General features: G+C 61.9%; 18 protein-coding genes. 5 read left to right on the plus strand and 13 right to left on the minus strand.

The window, feature by feature from the left end; translation table 11 throughout:
- Positions 1 to 62 precede the first annotated feature (62 nt).
- The 10 genes from LPB73_RS15400 to LPB73_RS15445 form a co-directional block, all read right to left on the minus strand.
- A complete protein-coding gene (locus LPB73_RS15400; RefSeq protein ID WP_089266964.1) occupies positions 63 to 1,259 on the minus strand; it encodes an efflux RND transporter periplasmic adaptor subunit in 1,197 nt (398 codons plus the stop codon).
- Position 1,260: 1 nt separating this feature from the next.
- On the minus strand, positions 1,261 to 1,968 hold the full coding sequence (locus tag LPB73_RS15405) for a TetR/AcrR family transcriptional regulator (RefSeq protein ID WP_175366681.1): 708 nt from the start codon (positions 1,966 to 1,968) through the stop codon (positions 1,261 to 1,263).
- Between the two features lie 660 nt (positions 1,969 to 2,628).
- Entirely contained in the window at positions 2,629 to 3,492 is an 864-nt protein-coding gene (locus LPB73_RS15410; RefSeq protein WP_093761907.1) for a sugar phosphate isomerase/epimerase family protein, read from the minus strand.
- Position 3,493: 1 nt separating this feature from the next.
- The gene (locus LPB73_RS15415) at positions 3,494 to 4,693 is read right to left on the minus strand and encodes a dihydrodipicolinate synthase family protein (protein WP_231077402.1); all 1,200 of its coding nucleotides are present in this window, start codon (positions 4,691 to 4,693) and stop codon (positions 3,494 to 3,496) included.
- 8 nt (positions 4,694 to 4,701) lie between these two features.
- Entirely contained in the window at positions 4,702 to 5,853 is a 1,152-nt protein-coding gene (locus LPB73_RS15420; RefSeq protein ID WP_120290713.1) for a Gfo/Idh/MocA family protein, read from the minus strand.
- Positions 5,854 to 5,855: 2 nt separating this feature from the next.
- Positions 5,856 to 7,268: a hypothetical protein gene (locus LPB73_RS15425; protein WP_231081161.1), complete on the minus strand. Its 1,413-nt coding sequence runs from the start codon at positions 7,266 to 7,268 to the stop codon at positions 5,856 to 5,858.
- Positions 7,269 to 7,279: 11 nt separating this feature from the next.
- A complete protein-coding gene (locus LPB73_RS15430; protein WP_231077403.1) occupies positions 7,280 to 8,131 on the minus strand; it encodes an ABC transporter ATP-binding protein in 852 nt (283 codons plus the stop codon).
- Positions 8,132 to 8,181: 50 nt separating this feature from the next.
- Positions 8,182 to 9,174, minus strand: coding sequence for an ABC transporter substrate-binding protein (locus tag LPB73_RS15435; RefSeq protein WP_231077404.1), 993 nt, complete (start codon positions 9,172 to 9,174; stop codon positions 8,182 to 8,184).
- Positions 9,175 to 9,247: 73 nt separating this feature from the next.
- The gene (locus LPB73_RS15440; protein ID WP_246297556.1) at positions 9,248 to 9,979 is read right to left on the minus strand and encodes an ABC transporter permease; all 732 of its coding nucleotides are present in this window, start codon (positions 9,977 to 9,979) and stop codon (positions 9,248 to 9,250) included.
- A gap of 194 nt (positions 9,980 to 10,173) precedes the next feature.
- Positions 10,174 to 10,833, minus strand: a complete 660-nt coding sequence (locus tag LPB73_RS15445) for a TetR/AcrR family transcriptional regulator (RefSeq protein ID WP_309949136.1) — start codon at positions 10,831 to 10,833, stop codon at positions 10,174 to 10,176.
- A gap of 231 nt (positions 10,834 to 11,064) precedes the next feature.
- On the opposite strand from LPB73_RS15445, the gene LPB73_RS15450 reads away from it, so the two are divergent.
- The 3 genes from LPB73_RS15450 to LPB73_RS15460 all read left to right on the plus strand — a co-directional run bounded on the left by LPB73_RS15450 (position 11,065) and on the right by LPB73_RS15460 (position 12,535).
- Positions 11,065 to 11,826, plus strand: coding sequence for a sulfite exporter TauE/SafE family protein (locus tag LPB73_RS15450; RefSeq protein ID WP_120291166.1), 762 nt, complete (start codon positions 11,065 to 11,067; stop codon positions 11,824 to 11,826).
- Positions 11,827 to 11,913: 87 nt separating this feature from the next.
- Positions 11,914 to 12,189, plus strand: coding sequence for a type II toxin-antitoxin system RelE/ParE family toxin (locus tag LPB73_RS15455; RefSeq protein ID WP_231077406.1), 276 nt, complete (start codon positions 11,914 to 11,916; stop codon positions 12,187 to 12,189).
- 34 nt (positions 12,190 to 12,223) lie between these two features.
- On the plus strand, positions 12,224 to 12,535 hold the full coding sequence (locus LPB73_RS15460) for a HigA family addiction module antitoxin (protein WP_089266955.1): 312 nt from the start codon (positions 12,224 to 12,226) through the stop codon (positions 12,533 to 12,535).
- Positions 12,536 to 12,541: 6 nt separating this feature from the next.
- Here LPB73_RS15460 and LPB73_RS15465 read toward each other — a convergent pair whose 3' ends face one another.
- On the minus strand, positions 12,542 to 13,387 hold the full coding sequence (locus LPB73_RS15465; RefSeq protein WP_231077407.1) for a VOC family protein: 846 nt from the start codon (positions 13,385 to 13,387) through the stop codon (positions 12,542 to 12,544).
- A 204-nt stretch (positions 13,388 to 13,591) separates the two neighbouring features.
- Here LPB73_RS15465 and LPB73_RS15470 point away from each other — a divergent pair, with 204 nt between their 5' ends.
- Positions 13,592 to 14,485 carry a sugar kinase gene (locus tag LPB73_RS15470; protein ID WP_120291164.1) on the plus strand — a complete coding sequence of 298 codons (894 nt, stop codon included), beginning with the start codon at positions 13,592 to 13,594 and terminating at the stop codon, positions 14,483 to 14,485.
- Positions 14,486 to 14,490: 5 nt separating this feature from the next.
- Positions 14,491 to 15,402 (plus strand): ribokinase, encoded by a 912-nt coding sequence (locus LPB73_RS15475; protein WP_231077408.1) that lies wholly within the window; start codon positions 14,491 to 14,493, stop codon positions 15,400 to 15,402.
- Positions 15,403 to 15,404: 2 nt separating this feature from the next.
- Here the strand turns inward: LPB73_RS15475 and LPB73_RS15480 are convergent, their stop codons facing one another.
- The gene (locus LPB73_RS15480; RefSeq protein WP_231077409.1) at positions 15,405 to 17,111 is read right to left on the minus strand and encodes an IlvD/Edd family dehydratase; all 1,707 of its coding nucleotides are present in this window, start codon (positions 17,109 to 17,111) and stop codon (positions 15,405 to 15,407) included.
- A 321-nt stretch (positions 17,112 to 17,432) separates the two neighbouring features.
- Complete coding sequence (locus LPB73_RS15485) at positions 17,433 to 18,248, minus strand: NAD-dependent epimerase/dehydratase family protein (protein ID WP_231077410.1); 816 nt, start codon at positions 18,246 to 18,248, stop codon at positions 17,433 to 17,435.
- Positions 18,249 to 18,369: the final 121 nt, after the last annotated feature.

Consider the following 18,369-nt stretch of genomic DNA (forward strand, 5'->3'; position numbering starts at 1 on the left):
TGCGAGAAAATTCATTCAGATGAACCGGGACGGACCGCATGTCGCGGCCCGTCCATCGGGTTTCAGTTCAGCGGCGGCTTCGCCGGAATCTGCGGCAATGGATCGGTCGAGATCGACACCAGCGCGCCGGACTGCAACTTGAGCTGTCCGACCGCCACGACGCGATCACCGGCTTTCAGGCCCTGCGTGATCACCGCACGGCCATCGATGCGGTCGCCAGTGCGCACGAAGGTGCGCACCGCCGAGAGCTCGGTCTTGCCATCGTCGGTCTTCTTCTCGGTGATCAGGTAAACCGAGTCACCATAAAGCGTGTAGTCGACTGCGGTTTCCGGCACGGTGATCACAGCCGGTTTGTCCGGCAGCACGACGGTCGTGGTCGCGAACATGCCTGGCTTCAGGATGCCTTCCGGATTCTGCAGCGTCGCCTGAACACGAATGTTGCGCGTATCCGCGCTGATCTGCGGCTCGATCGTGGTGATCTTGCCCTCGAACTTGCGGCCCGGATAAGCGTCCACCGAAATGCGCACAGCCTGACCGACCTGCAGCTTGCCGGAGTCTTTTTCCGTGACCGTGAAGTTGTTGTAGACGGCGGACAGATCGGTGAGCGACACGATCTGCGTGCCGGCCGTCAGGTACTGGCCGACTTCGACCCGACGCGTGCCGAGCACGCCGTCGAACGGCGCGCGCACCTGCTTCTGCGAAATCACCGCTTCGGTCTTGGCGATATTGGCCTGCGCCTGATCATACGCCGCCTGCGTGGTATCGACGGTGGCCTGCGGACCAACCTGACGCTCGGCGAGCTGTTTGGCACGGTCGAGATTGATACGCGCCACGGTGGCAGCCGCCTTGAAGTTGGCGAGGTCGCCCTGGTCCGGACCGTCGAACAGTTGCACCAGCGGCTGGCCGGCCTTGACGGTCGCGCCCGCGGTGAACTGGATGTCGGTAATGCGGCCGTTGACGTCGGAGGTGACGTTGACCTGATGCACAGCGGCGAGATCGCCGACGGCGCTGATCAGGTTGGGCACTACTTCGGACTTGGCATCCGCAACACTCACCACAGTCGGCGGCGGCTTCATGGTGGCGAAGAACTGCTTGATCATGTGGGCGCGGAACGCGTTGAAGCCCACCAGGCCGCCCACCAGGATCGCCAGCAGGATGCCGACGATGATGAACCAACGCACCATCCGCGGACGCGGACGGGGCTTCTCGACAGTCGCGCGCGGCGCCGTAGTGCTGTTGGGTTCGGTCGTGAGTGTCATGTCATGCGCTTTCTGTCGTAGTCGCTGGCATCAGGTACGCCGGAAGCTCGCGATCGATATACGTCGCGATCGCCGTGTCTTTCAGTCCGATACCGCGGAGAATAAACTCACAAAGTTGCCGCTCGTTGTCGGCGGTGCTGGCATAAGGCAAACAGGGAACCGAGGGAAGGCGCGATAATGCCGCCATCATCGCGGTGTGGTGCGCGAACCAGAAAAGACCCATCGGCTCTTTTCCGATCCGAACCGCGTCGTTTGTTCGGACAGCGTGTTCAAGTGACGCCGTAAAGGTCGGGCCAATCAGTTCGCCGATCTTGTCAAACAGCAGCCGGGCGAATTCGCCGTCCTGCAACTGGCTGATGACCATTAGCCGCAGGCGCTGCGCCTCTTCATGATCGGGATCGGGATCGCGCGGAATGTCGAGGAAATGTCCAACCATGCCGCGAATCAGAATCACCAATGTCTCGGTCGACGGCGGCAGACCGAGCAGCTTGTTCAGTCCGGGGTCGGCTTCGCATTCCTCCGCCAGTATCTCGGCATAGAGCGCCGACTTGGTCGGGAAGTGCTTGAACAGCAAGCCTTCCGAAATCGACGCCGCAGCCGCCACGCTCTTGGTCGTGGTGCCAGCAAATCCATTGCGCGCAAAGCATCGCTTCGCCGCACTGAGGATCAGCTCGCGCCTGAGGTCATGGGTCATTCGAAGTGTGCTCATAGCGTCGTGAGTAAGCACTCACCTCTATTCGTGTCAAGAAAATGGTGCATCGCATCCGGAGAATGACTGCAGGTGGTATCTAGCCGCCACAGTGTTGCATTCTCGCGACGCCAATGCGCCCGAGTTATGCGCTCCCCACAAGATGAGGGGTGGCAGCGCGCCGTGAGGCGCAAATGGTGGTTTTTATCGCGATCCACTCCGCCGGAACGCCGGTAAGCTGCAACCGCGCAACGCCTCACGACGCGCCACACCGCAGACAAGTTTACGCAGTCTGCGACTGCTATGGGCAATTTCTGTCCCCGGGGCCGTGCTTCCTGGGACGTGGCGCCGGCCGGTTTCCCCGCTTTTGCCTGTCCCAGTCCAGCCGTTTCCGTCAGAGCCTGTAGTGGGCCCGGACGGCTACCCAGGGCCTCCCGAGTGCGCGAGGGAACGTCTCCCTCCCGCCCGTAGGCGCCGCAATCCCAGCTCCACCTCAAGACGCCTCTAGAAGCGCCCTCGCGAACTGGATGAGCGGAGGACAGTCCTTCTAGGTATACTGTCAAGATATATAGGAAAAAATGTTTAAGCTCTACCCTCTCAATTGTCATTCCGGGCTCGCGCAAGAGCGCGCCCCGGGAATGACAATTGAGAGGTTCGTGCGTTTCGGCACTACACCGTGAGTTACACCACCGTCTTGTGACGCTCGATGCAGGTCGTCATCACCTCATCCATCGACTTGCTCCACCAGTTCTCCGAGAAGATCTCGATCTCGGAGTAACCGGCGAAGCCCTGCGCCTCGACAGCCGCGCGGGCGGATTTGATATCGATGACGCCGTCGCCCATCATGCCGCGGTCGTTGAGAATGTCCTTGGTCGGGACCAGCCAGTCGCAGACGTGAAATGCGAGCAGACGATCCTGCCCTGCCCGCGCGATCTGGGCATGCAGTTCGGGGTCCCACCAGATGTGATAGACGTCGAGGGCGACGCCGAGCATGCCGGTGCGGTTGGGATCGAGACGGTCGCAGATATCGAGCGCCTGTTCCGTGGTGTTCACGCAGGCACGGTCGGCCGCATAGGCCGGATGCAGCGGCTCGATGGCCAGCGGCATCTTCGCCTGCCTCGCATATTCCATCATCTCGGCGATGCCATCATCGACCTGCGCACGCGCATTGATGATGTTCTTCGACGGCGCAGAGCCCGGCCGCGAATATTGCGGCAGGCCGCCGACGACCAGCACGATGCACGGTGAGCCCAATGCCACGGCCTCGTCGACGCAGCGCTTGTTGTCGTCGCGCTGCTGCTGGCGATGGGCTTCGTCGGAGACGAACATGCCGCCGCGGCAATAGCCGGACAGTTCGAGGTCGTGATCCCGCACCGCCTTCACGGCCTTGTCGAGGCCGACATGGGCGACCTGATCGCGCCACGGCGAGACGCCGCGGATCTTGTGGCGGGCACAGGCTTCGGCGATGGCGACAAAGTCACCCTGCTTGCGGACCGTCGCCGTGTTCAGCGACAGCCAGCGATGGTCGTTGGAAAAGTCACGCATCTCAGGCTTCGATCCCACGTGTGGCCATGATCGCCTTCATGCGCTGCGTCGCCAGTTCGGGATTGGCCAAAAGACCGGCCTTGTCGGCGAGACGGAACAGTTCGGCGAGATGCTGGGTCGAGCGCGTGCTCTCCTGCCCGCCGATCATGGTGAAGTGATCCTGATGGCCGTTGAGATAGGCCATGAACACGATTCCGGTTTTGTAGAATCGCGTCGGCGCCTTGAAGATGTGACGCGACAGCGGCACCGTGGGACCAAGCACGTCGTGGAAACCGGCCTCGTCACCGGCCGCCAGACGCGACAGCGCATAGGATGCCGCCGGCGCGATGGCATCGAAGATGCCGAGCAGTGCATGGGAGAAGCCCTTGTCGTCGCCGGCGATCAGTTCGGCATAGTTGAAGTCGTCGCCGGTATACATCTTCACTTCGGGCACAAGGCGGCGGCGCATGTCGATCTCGCGCTGCGCATCGAGCAGCGACACCTTCACGCCGTCGACCTTGGCGGCGTTGCGGTTGATGACGTCAACGGCGATATCCATCGCGGTGTCGAGGCTCGACGTGCCCCAGTAATTCGCCAGTGCCGGATCGAACATGTCGCCGAGCCAGTGGATGATCACCGGCTGCGCCGACTGCGACAGGATGCGGTCATAGACGCGGCCGTAATCCTCGGCGCTCTTGCCGAGCTTGGCCAGCGCACGCGACGCCATCAGGATGATGCGGCCGCCGACCTTCTCGATCGCTTCGAACTGCTGTTCATAGGCCTTGATCACGTCGTCGATCGACTTGGCATCTTCCACCGCGAGGTGATCGGTGCCGGCGCCGGAGAACACCAGCGCGCCGCGCGGCTTCGCCGCCGCGACGGAGCGCGTGATAAGTTCGAGCGAGGTCGGCCAGTCCATACCCATGCCGCGCTGCGCGGTGTCCATCGCTTCCGCGACACCGAGACCGAGATCCCAGACGTGTTCACGAAACGCGATGGTGCGGTCCCAATCGATGGTCTGATTGAGCCACGGGTCGCATTCCGCCAGCGGGTCGGCAACGATATGCGCCGCCGAGAAGGCGATGCGGTTCAGCGTGCCTTCCAGCTTGGCCGGAAACGTGCGCGACGCTGCGAGACGATAGGTCTCGATCGAACGATCGGCCTTCGGCAGTTTCAGCGACAGCGTTGAGCCGGTGGACGTGGGCATGACTGGCTTGTTCATGACGAACCTCAGACCTTGAGCGTGGGAACGTCGATCCAGCGGCGCTCCTTCCAGCTTTCCAGCGCGCATTCGACGAGCTGCACACCCTTGGCACCTTCGAGCAGCGTGTACTTGTAGGGCGCATCCTCACAGACGTGACGGATGAACATTTCCCACTGCTCCTTGAAGCCGTTGTCGTAGACGGCATTGTCCGGAACCTTCTGCCAGTCGGCATAGAAATCGTGGGTGCGCTTCTCATCGGGATTCCAGATCGGGCGCGGCGTCGCCTGACGCGCCTGGATCATGCATTCGGTGAGACCGGCTACAGCCGAACCGTTGGTGCCGTCGACCTGGAAGGTCACGAGATCATCGCGATAGACGCGCGTGGCCCAGGACATGTTCATATGGGCGATGACGCCGCCCTTCAACTTGAAGGTCGCATAGGCCGAGTCGTCGGCAGTGGCCGTGTACTTCTTGCCCTGCTCATCCCAGCGCGCCGGGATGTCAGTGGTGCCGAGGCAAGTGAGGCTCTCGACTTCGCCGAACAGGTTGTCGAGCACGTAACGCCAATGGCAGACCATATCGAGGATCATGCCGCCGCCGTCTTCAGCGCGGTAGTTCCACGACGGGCGCTGGGCTTCCTGCCAATCGCCTTCGAACACCCAGTAGCCGAACTCGCCGCGTACCGAGAGCATCTTGCCGAAGAAGCCAGAGTCGCGGAGCATCGCAAGCTTCTTCAGGCCGGGCAGGAACAGCTTGTCCTGCACCGTACCGTGCTTGAGGCCCTTGGCATTGGCTTTCTTGATGACGTCGAGCGCGGCTTCGAGATTGGTCGCGATCGGCTTCTCGCAATAGATGTGCTTGCCGGCCTCGATGGCGCGGTTGAGCAGACCCGGGCGTGCCTGCGTGGTCGCCGCATCGAAGAAGATGCTGTCGTTCTTGTCGGCGAAAGCCTTGTCGAGATCGGTGGTCCAGCGCTCGATGCCATACTTCTTGGCGAGGCCTTCAATCTTCTCGGCATTGCGGCCGACCAGGATCGGATCCGGCATCATGCGGTCGCCGTTCTTCAGGGTCACGCCGCCCTGCGCACGGATCGCGACGATGGAGCGCACAAGATGCTGGTTGAGACCCATACGGCCGGTGATGCCGTTCATGATGATGCCGAGGCGGTGGACAGCCATAGTCAGGACTCCTGGAGAACTTTAGTTTGAGAATGATCGGATGAAGCGAGCTGGAGCGGCGACAGCACCGACCAGTCCGGATGTGCGCCGGATGCAAATCCGGCAGAGGTCAGCGATCCCGTGAGGAGATCGCCGTCGTGAATCGACAAACGGACGATATCGCCATCGCGGCGGTAGAGATCGGGATGCGCCGTCAGGAAGGCCTCGGCCTCCTCCGCTGGTGCAGTGCCGAAACCATCGACGTAGTGATGGCCGTTGCGTTCGGCATGGGTGACGCCGATCAGCGCGCCAAGCGCCAGATCCTGCTGCACGCCAAGGCCGGCCTGGCAGGTGAGATCCTCGCCGGTGATAAAATGATCGACGCCCTGCGCGCTCCACGCCGCAGCGCGAGTCGCATTCGCGATCGACTTGTAGAAGCCCTTGCAGGATTTCGAGGAGATGCCGCGATAGCCCAACGCCTTGGCGGCGGGGAATGCATCCCAATTGTCGTCAGCCTCATCAATGATGAAATTGCGCGACGACAATTGGCCGAGCGGCGACTCGCGCGTGATATCGCGCGGCATCGGCTGCTCGATGTAAAGTAGCCTGGATGCAATCGGCGCCAGTGCGCTGTCATTGTCGAGGCGATCGACCAGCGCGCCGAGCGCGTTGAGATCGGCATATTGCTCGTTGGCGTCGAGCGTCACCTGATAATCGTAAGGCAGCGTCGTCAGCGCATTTCCGATCCGGGTCAAACGTGCGGCGTCTGCCGCGGGATCGCCGTTCATCTTGAGCTTGAAGTATCGTGCGCCGCTATTCTCACGGGGGTCGGCGACAGCGCCCTCGCCTTCGATCACATCATCGAGGCCGACGGTGTGGCGCAGCGCGACGCGCTCAAGCCGGTGACGGCTGGCCAGGAACGTCGCGATGTCGTCGGCGCCGAGATCGGGAGCAAGACGCGCGGTAAGACCGGCGACGTTGGCCTTCATGCCCGTGAAGAAATCCGTGCCCAAGCCACGCAGCAGTGCGTCGAGCACAGCCTTGTCGATTTCCGCCGGACCGAAGCTTGCAGCCAGCGGTGGAATGTCCAGTTCGGCGCCGGCCTTCATCTGGTCGCCGATGCAGGCCGCATGCAGACCAAAGGCCGAAATGAAACCCGACTGCGCGCGATAGAGCTCTTTCGCGATGACCAGCGACTGCCGCAGCTCGTTCACGGTGTCGCCGATGGCCAGATGCGGCCGCTTGTCGAACCACTTCGGCACCATCAGCTCGGCTGAGGCGCCGACGAACACGCCTTTGCCTTCGACCTCGACCTCGACCCGAACGAACGCCTGCGGCGCTGCATTGACCGTCACGGCGCCAAAGCGAAACGGTCGCACGAACGCCACGTGGCGCTCGAACAGCGTAATGTCTCGCAAGGCGATCCGTGCCGACATGGACATGGGCGCTAGTCCAGCGTGCTGTTGGTCATGAAGTGCTTGCGGATGCGTGCGACCAGATCGGTGAAGATCGGGTTCGACATCGCATCGAGCGTGCGCTCGCGCCCGAGCGGCACGTCATAGATCGCGGCAATGCCGCCGGGGCGCTCGGTCATGACCAGCACCTTGTCGGCCAGAAACACCGCTTCCGGGATCGAATGGGTGATGAGGAGAATCGTCTTGCCGGTGGTACGCTGAATACGCGACAGCTCGACATTCATCTTCTCGCGCGTCATGGCGTCGAGCGCGCCGAACGGCTCGTCCATCATCATGATCTTGGGATCGTGCACCAGCGCACGGCAGATCGAGGCGCGCTGCTGCATACCGCCGGACAGCTGCCACGGCAGCTTCTTCTCGAAGCCCTCGAGGCCAACCATCTTCAGAAGCTCTTTCGCGCGCGGGATATATTTCTCGCGCGATAGGCCTTTCATGTCGATCGGCATCAACACGTTATTCAAAATGTTCCGCCAGGGCAGCAGCAGCGCGTTCTGGAACACGATGCCGACATCGCCATGGGGCTCGGTGACCTTGTTGCCATCGACGTGGATTTCTCCGGATGTCGGCGCAAGAAGGCCGGAGATCAGTTTGAGCAGCGTGGACTTGCCGCAGCCGGATGGGCCGACCACGACGAAGAACTCACCGTCATTGATATGGAAGTCCAGGGGGCGCAGCGACTGCACCTGGCCGTCGCCGGTCCCATAGGTTTTGGAGACGCCGGAGAGATTGATCCCCGACGCCTTTGATGGTGCGGACTGCTCGGATACGACGCGAAGATGCGCACTCGGTTGATCGACGCTCATGGTCCTCATCGCTGCAGTCATTACGGCTAGTCCTGTTGATTTCGTCAGTTCGGTCGAGATAACCGGGCCGGTTACTTCGGCAGATATTCGTTGGTGTAGAAGGCCTTCGGATTTTCCTTGGCCTTGGCTTCCAGACCGCCATATTCGACCATCAGCTCTACCGATTCCTTCATGTTCTGATCGGTGACCTGGAACGGGCGCTTACCCTTGGTTTCCGGCGTGGTGTAGAGCGGGATGGTAAGTTCGAAGCCCTGGGTCAGGGTCTCGATCTTGCCGCCCTTCGGGTTGGCATCGAGGATCGCCTGCGCGGCAGCCTTCGGCTCCTTCGACGCAGCTTCGACGGCCTTGGTGGTGGCCGACATGAAGCGCTTCACGAGATCCGGATTGGCCTTGGCATAGTCGGTATTGGTGATAATGCCCGACGACACGAGATGAATGCCGTAATCGGCAAACTTGATCGGATACACATCCTTGCCGGTGGCATCCTTGATCTTCATGGACTGGTCCATGACGTAGCCGAGCAACAGGTCAGCCTGGCCGTTGATGACGGCGTTGAGCTTGGTCTGTCCGTCGCCGGCGACGGTCTTGAAATCGGATTCCTTGAGGCCCGCCTTCTTGAGGAACAGCGGCCAGATCTGGGTCATGGAATCCGCCGGCGTGATCGCCACGGTCTTGCCCTTGATATCCTCCGGCTTCTTGATGTTCTTGTCGACGAAGCCCATCACCGACATGGCCGAGGTCTGCAGCAACACGCCGGTGGCGATCACCGGGGCGCCCTTCACGGCTGCACGCATCATGGTGGGAACGTCGACATAGCCGAAATTCACGCTCTTGGCAGCGACAGCCTGCACGGTAGCCGCCGAACCGCGGCCTTCCTGAATGTCGAGATCGATGCCTTCTGCTTCATAGATGCCCTTGGCCTTGCCGTAATAGAACGGCGAATGCTCACCATAGACATACCAGTTGAGCATCAGCGTCACCTTGTCGGCCGCAGCCGCCGGCGTGGCGAGCGCGAGCGTGACGGTGATCGCGGCAGTCGAAACAGCAGTAACCCATTTCAGCATTTTTAGCCTCCCATTGAAGCAGGTGATCGCGGCCCGTTTCGCCGGACCGCTTGTTTGGAATTGCAGGTCCCGATCAGGACCCGATGAAGACATCCGCGCGCTGGCTGACGTGCCAGGGAATCGCAAAGCGTTCGATACGATCGACCAGCCAGAACAGAATGACGCCGAGCAGCGCGAGGATGACGAGAGCCGCAAACATCGTCGGCAGATCGAAGGTGCCGATCGAGCGCTGCAGCACATAACCGATGCCGGAATTGGAGCCGACGAATTCACCGACCACCGCGCCGACGACGGCGAGCGTGACGGACACCTTGAGACCGGAGAAGATCGCCGGCAGTGCGTGTGGCAGGTTCACCGCGCAGAACACGCGCAAGCGGCTGCCCTTCATGGCGCGGGCGAGATCGACCATATCGGGATCGACCGACTTGAACCCCTGCACCGCCGACACGACGACGGGAAAGAAACCGAGCAGAAATGCCGCGATGATCTTCGGCACGATGCCGAAGCCGAACCACACCACGAACAAGGGCGCGATGGCGACTTTGGGAATCGACTGCGAGAACACCAGCAGCGGATAGACATAGCTTTCGACGGTCCGCGAACCGGCGATCAGCATGGCAATCGGGATGCCGAACACGGCGGATGCAAGGAAGCCGAGCAGTGTCGCGTAAGTCGTCGGCCCTGACTGCGCAAGCAGTTCGGGCCAGTCGGTATAGAGCACCTTCACGACGTCGCCGGGCGCAGGGATTTGATAGGCGGGAATGTTGAAGATGCGGATCGCGAGATCCCAGCCGACCACGATCATCACCAGCAACAGGAATGGGCGCAGCCATGAGGCGTTCAGCAGCTTCGATATACTGCCGGGTGCTTTCTTCTCACTCACGCGTCTCGTCTCCCAGATGCCGGCTTCGCGGTCGCATTTAACTCGTTGGATAAATACAGCGCATGGCTTCACCGTTGTCAATTGGCCGCTTAACTAGCGAAAATTACACAATGATTTCAGGCGCTTTGGCGGGCCGAGGTGTGGACAACCGTCGCCGGCGGGAGCTGGAATTCGGCCACGGATCGGCCGGTGAGCGCCGCCAGGACGAGCGCCACCATATGCGCCAGCCGCTCGTCCCTCGCCTCCTTCGCCAGGAGATCCCTGCCGAAAATCACGCTGAGCGTGGCATTGTTGCCGATATAGAAAAAGCTCAGCGCGGCGATGGAAATGTAGAGCTGCACCGGATCCATCGCGACCTTGAAATCGCCTGACGCGACGCCGCGCAAAACCACCGTGCGGATCATCTCCACGAAGGGCGAATGCATCGACTTCACCTTCGTGGAGCGCTTGATGTGCTTCGCGCGCTCCAGATTCTCGGTGTTGAGCAGCGCGAGGAATTCCGGGTTGCGGATAAAATAGTTCCAGGTGAAGGCGATCAGGCTCTCGATGGCCTCAGGCGGATCGAGATGTTCGAGATCGAGCGTGCGTTCTTCGGCGCGGATCTGCTCATAGGCACCTTCGAGTACCGCAAGATAGAGCGCATCCTTGTTGCCGACGTGATAGTAGAGCATGCGTTTGTTGGCGCCGGCCTGTGCGGCGATGCGATCAACGCGCGCACCGGCGAGACCCTTGCTCGCGAATTCCTTCTTGGCAGCCTCGAGAATGCGCAGACGCATCCCTTCCGGGTCACGCTGCCACTTCAATGCTTTCTTCGGCGCTTTTTTAGTTGTTTTTACCAAACCCGGATCCCGTCGCTCAGCGGAATGACGCAACAGCCGCACGTCTATCGCGTGTAGCATGCGTTTGCCCGCTTGAGAACAAAGCATGTTCTGGGCCATATGCGCAAACGGGCATCGCCTTTTGCGGGTGCCGTCGCTATCACTGCCCTGCCCCAACCGGACCTGCTTGTGCCTGCCATCATCACAGACCCGTTCTTCTATGCCGTCGCCATTCCGGCGGTGATTTTCCTTGGCCTCTCCAAAGGCGGCTTCTCCGGCGTCGGCATTGCCGCCACGCCGCTACTGGCGCTGTATCTGCCACCGCTGGAAGCGGCTGCCTTGCTGCTGCCGGTGCTGATCACGCAGGACCTGATCTCGATCTACGTCTATCGCCGCGAGTGGGACGCCTCGAATCTGAAAATCATGCTGCCCGGCGCCGTCGCCGGCATGACGCTGGCGTGGCTGCTCGCCTCCTATATTTCCGACAATGCTGTGCGCATCACCGTCGGTTTGATCGGCCTCATCTTCGTGATCGATGTCTGGCGCAAGCGCGCGAGGATCGAACCGACCCGCATGGGTCCGGCCGGCGGCGTATTCTGGGGCGCGGTATCGGGCTTCACATCCTTCATGACCCAGGCCGGCGGCCCGCCGTTCCAGGTCTATGTGCTGCCGCAGCGGCTGCCGAAGCTGGTGCTGGTCGGGACCACGACGATCTTCTTCGCCGTGGTCAACGCGCTGAAGATCGTGCCCTATTTCGCGCTCGGCCAATTCCACGCCGGCAATTTCGCGACATCGCTTGCACTGCTGCCGATGGCCATCATTGCGAACTTCATGGGCATCTGGCTCGTGAAGCACACGCCCACCAATCTGTTCTACAACATCGCCTATGCGCTGCTGCTGGTGATCTCGCTGGTGCTGCTATGGCAGGGTTGTTCGATGTTGTGGCGGTAGTTCGCCCGACCTGCAGAAAACCACTTGACGAACTGTAAGCTAATAGCTTACAGTTCGGGCAGTCGATCCGTAGCCGTCGAGGCGCCTGTGATCAGATCCTTCATACATCCCGGTCTGAACGAGCTCTGGAGCAGGAAGACGTCAGCCAAGATTGACAAAAAAATGCATGGCCGCATTCTCCGCCGGCTCGACATGCTGGACGTCGCAACCTTGCCGGCCGAGATGGGCCTGCCCGGCTTCAACTTCCATCCACTGCGCGGCAAACCAGAGCGTTATTCCGTTCACGTCAACGGACCATGGTGCATCACATTCGAATTCGAGGCCGGCGATGCGCTTCGTGTCGACTTCGAGCAGTATCACTAAGGGCGCTTCGCGCCGGGGATCAAGGAGAGCCACGATGGTTGAGCAAAATGCCAAGCGCAGCGCGTCCCGCTGCCCGACCCATCCAGGCGCCGTGCTGCGCGAAGACGTGATCCCCGCCGTCAAGCGATCCAAGACCGAGATCGCCCGCCTGCTCGGCATTTCCCGCCAGCATCTGCACGACATCCTCGAAGAGAAGAAACCAATCTCACCCGAGGTCGCGGTCCGGATCGGCAAATTGTTTGGCAACGGTGCTGGCATCTGGGTGCGGATGCAGGCAGCCTATGACACATGGCACGCCGAACAGACTGTCGACGTCAGCGGGATCGAGACGCTGAAGGTCGCTTGATGGCGCTCACACATCCTTCCCCGTCCGCTCGATCAGCAGCGTCGGAATTCCGCAGGTGCCATCGCGGAGGCTGACAACACGGGTGCCCGGCTTGCGGCCACTACGCACCTCCGACACGTTGACATGCGCGGCGAGCAAGCGCTCGCGGACGGCATCCGCGTCAGCGACGCGCCAGGTCATGCCCCAGAGCTTGTCGCGATTCTTGTCGGCCTTGTCGTCGGGGCGATGCACGACCTCGACGATCAGATCGCCGCAGCGGAAGAACATCAGATGGCCCCAATCCGGATTGGAGCGATCCAGCGCCATATCGAGGCCCAGTCGCGCGCCATAGAGCGCAGCGGCGCGCTCCGGATCCTGCGTGGCGACAACGATATGGTCGAGGCCAAGGAACGGCGCATCGCCCACCGGGGGCGACACCGGACGCTCGTCGGACAGTTCGAGAAAGAATTGCCGGACGCCGCGCGTCGCGTCCGTCGCCGCACGGGTACGCTTCCAGGAGAGTGTGGCGCCGGTCTCGGTATCCCTGCTCTCGACCTCGGCGATGGGATCAGGCTTCAGCGCCAGGCGATCGAGCCGGCGATGCATCCCAGCGATATCGCCAGTCCGGAAACAGATGCTGGCCAGCGTCGCGCCCTGCTCCGGCAGCACGGCCCTGATGCGATCGGCGGCCGGGCCGTGACCGACAGGCGCCATCAGCTCGACCGACATATTGGCCACCGTGAAGATCGCCATGGCCGCACCGTCGCTGGTGCTGCGCCAGGCGGGCGCACGGGCGAACAGGGTCTGATAGGTGGCGATCCCCACCTCCAGGTCCTCCAGCAAAATGACGACGTGATCCAGCCCGGTGATCATCGCATCCCTCCCGTCTTCGTGGCGTTGTTGTGATCGAACTATGCCAGTTTTCGAGCCGCAATGCTGAAAACCGACTCCGCCCGGCTGCGGCATCCTGCGGCATCGCACAATTTCGGTGGTGACCTCGTCGCAACCGCTGTTAAGCTGACTGATGCGCCGTCTCCGGACGGGTGCAGCCATCCCTCAGGCGAGACGGACGGATTCATGAAGGCACTCTTTATCGGACAGACCTATATCGACGTCACGTTCATCACCGACCATATGCCGACCGGCGACGAGAAGCATGTCGCCTCCGACTATGCCGTGTCGTTCGGCGGCAATGCGGTCACCGCCGCCTTCTGCTGCGCCAAGCTGGGCATCGTGCCCGATCTGATCGCCACCGTCGCCAATGACTGGCTCGGCCGCATGTTCATGGACATGTCGGCGAAATACGCCATCGAGGTCCATCCGCGCAAAGTGGCGAGTTCGTCGCTGTCCTTCATCATGCCGAAAGACGGCAAGCGTGCCATCGTCCGCTGCCGTGACGACGAACACATCCATCCGTTCCCGCTGCTCAATCTCGGTGCCTGCCGCGCGCTCCATATCGACGGCCATCAGCCCGATGCCGCGATCCACTACGCGAAGCTCTGCCGCGAGGCCGGCATCCTCACCTCACTCGACGGCGGCGGCTTGCGCACCAATACCCATGAGCTGCTTGAGTTCATCGACGTCGCCATCGTCGCCGAACGTCTCTGCGAGCAGATGGACCTGACGCCGGAGAAGATGCTCGATTATCTCAAGAGCCGCGGCTGCCGCGTCGGCGGCGTCACGCTCGGCGAGAAGGGCCTGCTCTGGTATGACGAAGCCGGCACAGTGCACACACTGCCCGCGCTGCCGATCCCGCGCGAAAAGGTGATCGATACCAATGGCGCCGGCGATGTTTTCCACGGCGCTTACGTCTATTCGTACCTCGCCAATCCCGGCCATAGCTGGGCCGAGCATTTCAAATTCGCGCGGGCCGCATCGACCTTCAAGATCCAGCGGCTTGGCAATGAAGCGGGACTGCCGACATTGGCTGACATCGCGGCGGTGCGTGAGGAATATCGGGCACAGGTGTGACAACCATGGGCCAGGTTGTCGTCGCCGGCAGCATCAATATGGACGTGGTCGCGACAGCCGACCGCCATCCGGCAATCGGCGAAACCGTGGTGGGCCGCGAGGTGCTGTATTTTCCCGGTGGCAAGGGCGCCAATCAGGCCGTTGCTGCGGCGAAGCTCGGCGCCAAGACAATGCTGATCGGCTGCACCGGCGCGGATGCCTTTGGCCGCGACACCAGGGCATTTCTGGCCATGCAGGGCGTCAATCTCGCTTACGTGCGCGAGGTCGCTGGCGCCGGCACGGGAACAGCGATCATCACCGTTGCGAAAGCTGAGAACACCATCGTTGTCATTCCCGGCGCCAATGCGTTGGTCAATGCGGCCGATGTCGCTGCGTCCGCATTCCGAAAAGGCGATATCGCCGTCAGCCAATTCGAGATTCCGCTGCCGGCCATCACGACTTTCTTCACGCGGGCGCGCGTATCCGGTGCAACGACGATTTTCAATCCGGCACCGGCGATGCCGATCGACCGTGAGCTGATGGCTCTGGTGGATATTCTGATTCTCAATGAAAGCGAACTCGGCCTGCTTGCAAGTCTCGAACTGCACGACACCGATCCCGATGCGCGCTTCATCGCCGCCGCATCGACATTGCAAACCGATCATCGGCCGAACATCTGCATCACGCTGGGCAAGCGCGGCGCGATCGCGCTGATCGATGGCCGGGTCCACCTCGAAGCCGCCCGCGTCGTGAAGGCCATTGACACCACCGGTGCCGGCGACTGTTTCGTGGGGGCTGTTGCCGCAAAGCTTGCGGATGGACATTCACTGCAGAGCGCCATTGGCTATGCTAATGTCGCCGCGTCGCTTTGCGTACAGCGGATGGGCGCCGGACCATCGATGCCGACCGCGAAAGAAGTATCGGCCGCGCTCGAATAGCGTCAGCCCTTCCCCTTCGCCGTCATGAAGTCGAAGTCGCAGCCGTCATCAGCCTGCAGGATCGTGGTGTGGAACAGATGCGCATAGCCGCGCTTGGCCCAATCGGGCGTGGTCGCCGGTGGCAACGCGGCCTGGCGCTTGGCAAACTCCGCCTCGTCGATCAGCAAATCGATCGAGCGCTTGGCGACATCGAGCCGGATCATATCGCCATTCTTCACCAGCGCCAGCGGGCCACCCACGGCGCTCTCCGGCGTGATGTGCAGCACAATGGTGCCGAAGGCTGTACCGCTCATGCGCGCGTCTGAAATACGCACCATGTCCTTCACGCCGGCACGCGCCAGCTTCATGGGGATCGGCAGATAGCCCGCCTCCGGCATGCCCGGTGCGCCCTTCGGGCCGGCGTTGCGCAGCACCAGCACGTCATCCGCAGTCACATCGAGATCGGGACTATCGACGCGGTTCGTCATGTCCTCGACGGATTCGAACACCACGGCACGGCCGGTGTGCTGCATCAGCTTCGGCGACGCGGCAGAATGCTTGATGACCGCGCTGCGCGGCGCCAGATTACCGTGCAGGATCGCCAGTCCGCCTTCCCGCTTGATCGGGTTGTCCTTCGAGCGGATCACGTCTTGGCCCGGCACCTCTTCGGCATTCGCCACGATCTCGCGCAATGTCTCGCCGGTGACGGATTTCGCGTCGAGATCGATGAGATCGCCGAGCTGCGCCATCAGTTTCGGCACGCCGCCCGCGTGATGGAAGTGTTCCATATAGTGATCACCGGACGGCTTCAGATCGACCAGCACCGGCACGTCGCGACCAAGCTCGTCGAAAGCGGCGAGGTCAATCCGGTTGGGCGTGCGGTTGGCCATGGCGGTGAGATGAATGAGGCCGTTGGTCGAGCCGCCGATCGCCTGCAGCACCACCTGCGCGTTACGGAACGAACCTGGCGTCAGGAATTCGCTCGGCTTCGGCCCCTTGTTCTTGGCGAGCGTCGCGGCAACCTTGCCGCTGGCTTCGGCGGACCGGAAGCGCTCGGCATGCGGCGCGGGAATGGTCGCACTCATCGGCAGCGACAGGCCCATCGCCTCGGTGATGCAGGCCATGGTGGAGGCCGTGCCCATCACCATGCAGGTGCCGACGGACGGCGCGAGGCGTGCATTCACATCGTCGATTTCCTGCTGATTGATCTCGCCGGCGCGGAACTTGCCCCACATGCGTCGGCAATCGGTGCAGGCGCCGAGCACTTCTCCCTTGTGATGGCCGACCACCATTGGGCCGACCGGGATCACCACCGTCGGCAGGTCGACTGACAGCGCCGCCATGATCTGCGCCGGCAGCGTCTTGTCGCAGCCGCCGATCACCACCACCGCATCCATCGGCTGCGCCTTGATCATCTCCTCGGTATCCATCGCCATCAGATTGCGCAGATACATCGAGGTCGGATGGGCAAAGCTTTCGCCGATCGAGATGGTCGGAAACACCATCGGTAGCGCGCCGGCCAGCATCACGCCGCGCTTCACTGCCTCGATGATCTGGGGCGAATTGCCGTGGCAAGGATTGTAGTCGCTATGGGTGTTTGTGATCCCGACGATGGGCCGGTCCAGCGCATCGTCGGAATAACCCATGGCCTTGATGAAGGCCTTGCGCAGGAACAGCGAGAACCCGGCATCGCCGTAACTGGTCAGCCCCTTGCGCAATCCGTCGGCCATGTCGCGTTCCCATTCCAAGCTTGTTTTGAATGCTTCTTATGAAGCCGCTGGAAAGGATGTCAACGGGCGCCGGACGTTGCAGCCTAACCTCTCCCCGCTCTGCGCGGGGAGAGGTCGAGCGGCACAGCCGGTCGGGTGAGGGGCATGGAGGCGCTCTCCACATCGAAGTAATCTCGGATCGCGCCGCGCCCACATTCACAGCGAGCTTCTCGTTCTCGAATTGGCGAGAGCGCCTGCCCCGCCCCTCATCCCACCCTTCTCCCCGCGCAGAGCGGGGAGAAGGAGCGCACGGCCGGCACACAATCTCAAGGAAGGGCCGTCTTACTTCGGCTCCCAGACCTTGCTGAAGTCGCCGGCGAATTCGGCGCTGCAAAATGCGCCGCCCTGATAGAAATCACCGACCGGATCGGGTTTCATCTTCGCCTGTTCCGCCATCGCGTGTTCGCGGTGATCCTCGGCCTTACCGATCGGGCGATAGCCGAGTTCATAGGCGCGGGAGTTATCCCACCAGGCGCGCTCGTTATAGGATGCGCCATACAGCACCTCGAAATGGATCGCGGGATGTTCGAGGCCGATCTGGCAGAGCTGCACCAGATCCTCTGGCTTCAGCCAGATCGATAGCCGGCGCTGATCCAGCGGACGGTCACCGAAATTGCCGATGCGCAGACATGTCACCGACAGTCCATATTTGTCGGCGTAGAGCGAGCCCACCGCCTCGCCGAACACCTTGCTGACGCCGTAGCGGCTGTCCGGTCGCGCCGTGACATCCGGCGGGATTTTGCTGTGGCGTGGATAGAAGCCGACCGCGTGATTGGACGACGCGAAGATAATGCGCTTGACGCCCTTCTTGCGCGCGGCCTCGAACAGATTGTAACCGCCGATGATATTGGCCTGCAGGATGGTGTCCCATGGCCCCTCCACCGAGAAACCGCCGAAATGCAGGATGCCATCGACGCCTTCGCAGATCGCCTCCACCGCGGCGAGATCGGCCAGATCGGCCTGCTTGAAATTTTCGTTTGGCTTGAGATTTGGCGGCGTTGTGAGATCGCTCAGCACGAGGTCCGGATAGATCGGCGGGAGCAATTCCCGCAAGCGCGTGCCAATTCCGCCAGATGCGCCCGTCATCAAGATCTTCATTCCGTCCCTCGTAATGTTGTCAGTTGTCAGACAAGTATGGCGCGGCGCGGGCGCGACGGCAAGGCAGTGGAACCGGCATTGCTTGCCGCCTACCCTCGCCAATGTTAGCAAACGCATCCGA

The organism is Tardiphaga sp. 37S4, from assembly GCF_021044645.1.
Classification (GTDB): Bacteria; Pseudomonadota; Alphaproteobacteria; order Rhizobiales; family Xanthobacteraceae; genus Tardiphaga; species Tardiphaga robiniae.

What these genes read in the sequence shown, in the direction of transcription:
- LPB73_RS15420 (WP_120290713.1), bottom strand. Translation starts at nt 5,853, where the DNA reads ATGGCTGTCCACCGCCTCGGCATCATCATGAACGGCATCACCGGCCGT.
- LPB73_RS15445 (WP_309949136.1), bottom strand. Translation starts at nt 10,833, where the DNA reads ATGCGTCTGCGCATTCTCGAGGCTGCCAAGAAGGAATTCGCGAGCAAG.
- LPB73_RS15435 (WP_231077404.1), bottom strand. Translation starts at nt 9,174, where the DNA reads ATGCTGAAATGGGTTACTGCTGTTTCGACTGCCGCGATCACCGTCACG.
- LPB73_RS15465 (WP_231077407.1), bottom strand. Translation starts at nt 13,387, where the DNA reads ATGATCACCGGGCTGGATCACGTCGTCATTTTGCTGGAGGACCTGGAG.
- LPB73_RS15475 (WP_231077408.1), top strand. Translation starts at nt 14,491, where the DNA reads ATGGGCCAGGTTGTCGTCGCCGGCAGCATCAATATGGACGTGGTCGCG.
- LPB73_RS15480 (WP_231077409.1), bottom strand. Translation starts at nt 17,111, where the DNA reads ATGGCCGACGGATTGCGCAAGGGGCTGACCAGTTACGGCGATGCCGGG.
- LPB73_RS15415 (WP_231077402.1), bottom strand. Translation starts at nt 4,693, where the DNA reads ATGAACAAGCCAGTCATGCCCACGTCCACCGGCTCAACGCTGTCGCTG.
- LPB73_RS15410 (WP_093761907.1), bottom strand. Translation starts at nt 3,492, where the DNA reads ATGCGTGACTTTTCCAACGACCATCGCTGGCTGTCGCTGAACACGGCG.
- LPB73_RS15425 (WP_231081161.1), bottom strand. Translation starts at nt 7,268, where the DNA reads ATGTCGGCACGGATCGCCTTGCGAGACATTACGCTGTTCGAGCGCCAC.
- LPB73_RS15405 (WP_175366681.1), bottom strand. Translation starts at nt 1,968, where the DNA reads ATGAGCACACTTCGAATGACCCATGACCTCAGGCGCGAGCTGATCCTC.
- LPB73_RS15460 (WP_089266955.1), top strand. Translation starts at nt 12,224, where the DNA reads ATGGTTGAGCAAAATGCCAAGCGCAGCGCGTCCCGCTGCCCGACCCAT.
- LPB73_RS15440 (WP_246297556.1), bottom strand. Translation starts at nt 9,979, where the DNA reads ATGATCGTGGTCGGCTGGGATCTCGCGATCCGCATCTTCAACATTCCC.
- LPB73_RS15485 (WP_231077410.1), bottom strand. Translation starts at nt 18,248, where the DNA reads ATGAAGATCTTGATGACGGGCGCATCTGGCGGAATTGGCACGCGCTTG.
- LPB73_RS15470 (WP_120291164.1), top strand. Translation starts at nt 13,592, where the DNA reads ATGAAGGCACTCTTTATCGGACAGACCTATATCGACGTCACGTTCATC.
- LPB73_RS15400 (WP_089266964.1), bottom strand. Translation starts at nt 1,259, where the DNA reads ATGACACTCACGACCGAACCCAACAGCACTACGGCGCCGCGCGCGACT.
- LPB73_RS15430 (WP_231077403.1), bottom strand. Translation starts at nt 8,131, where the DNA reads ATGACTGCAGCGATGAGGACCATGAGCGTCGATCAACCGAGTGCGCAT.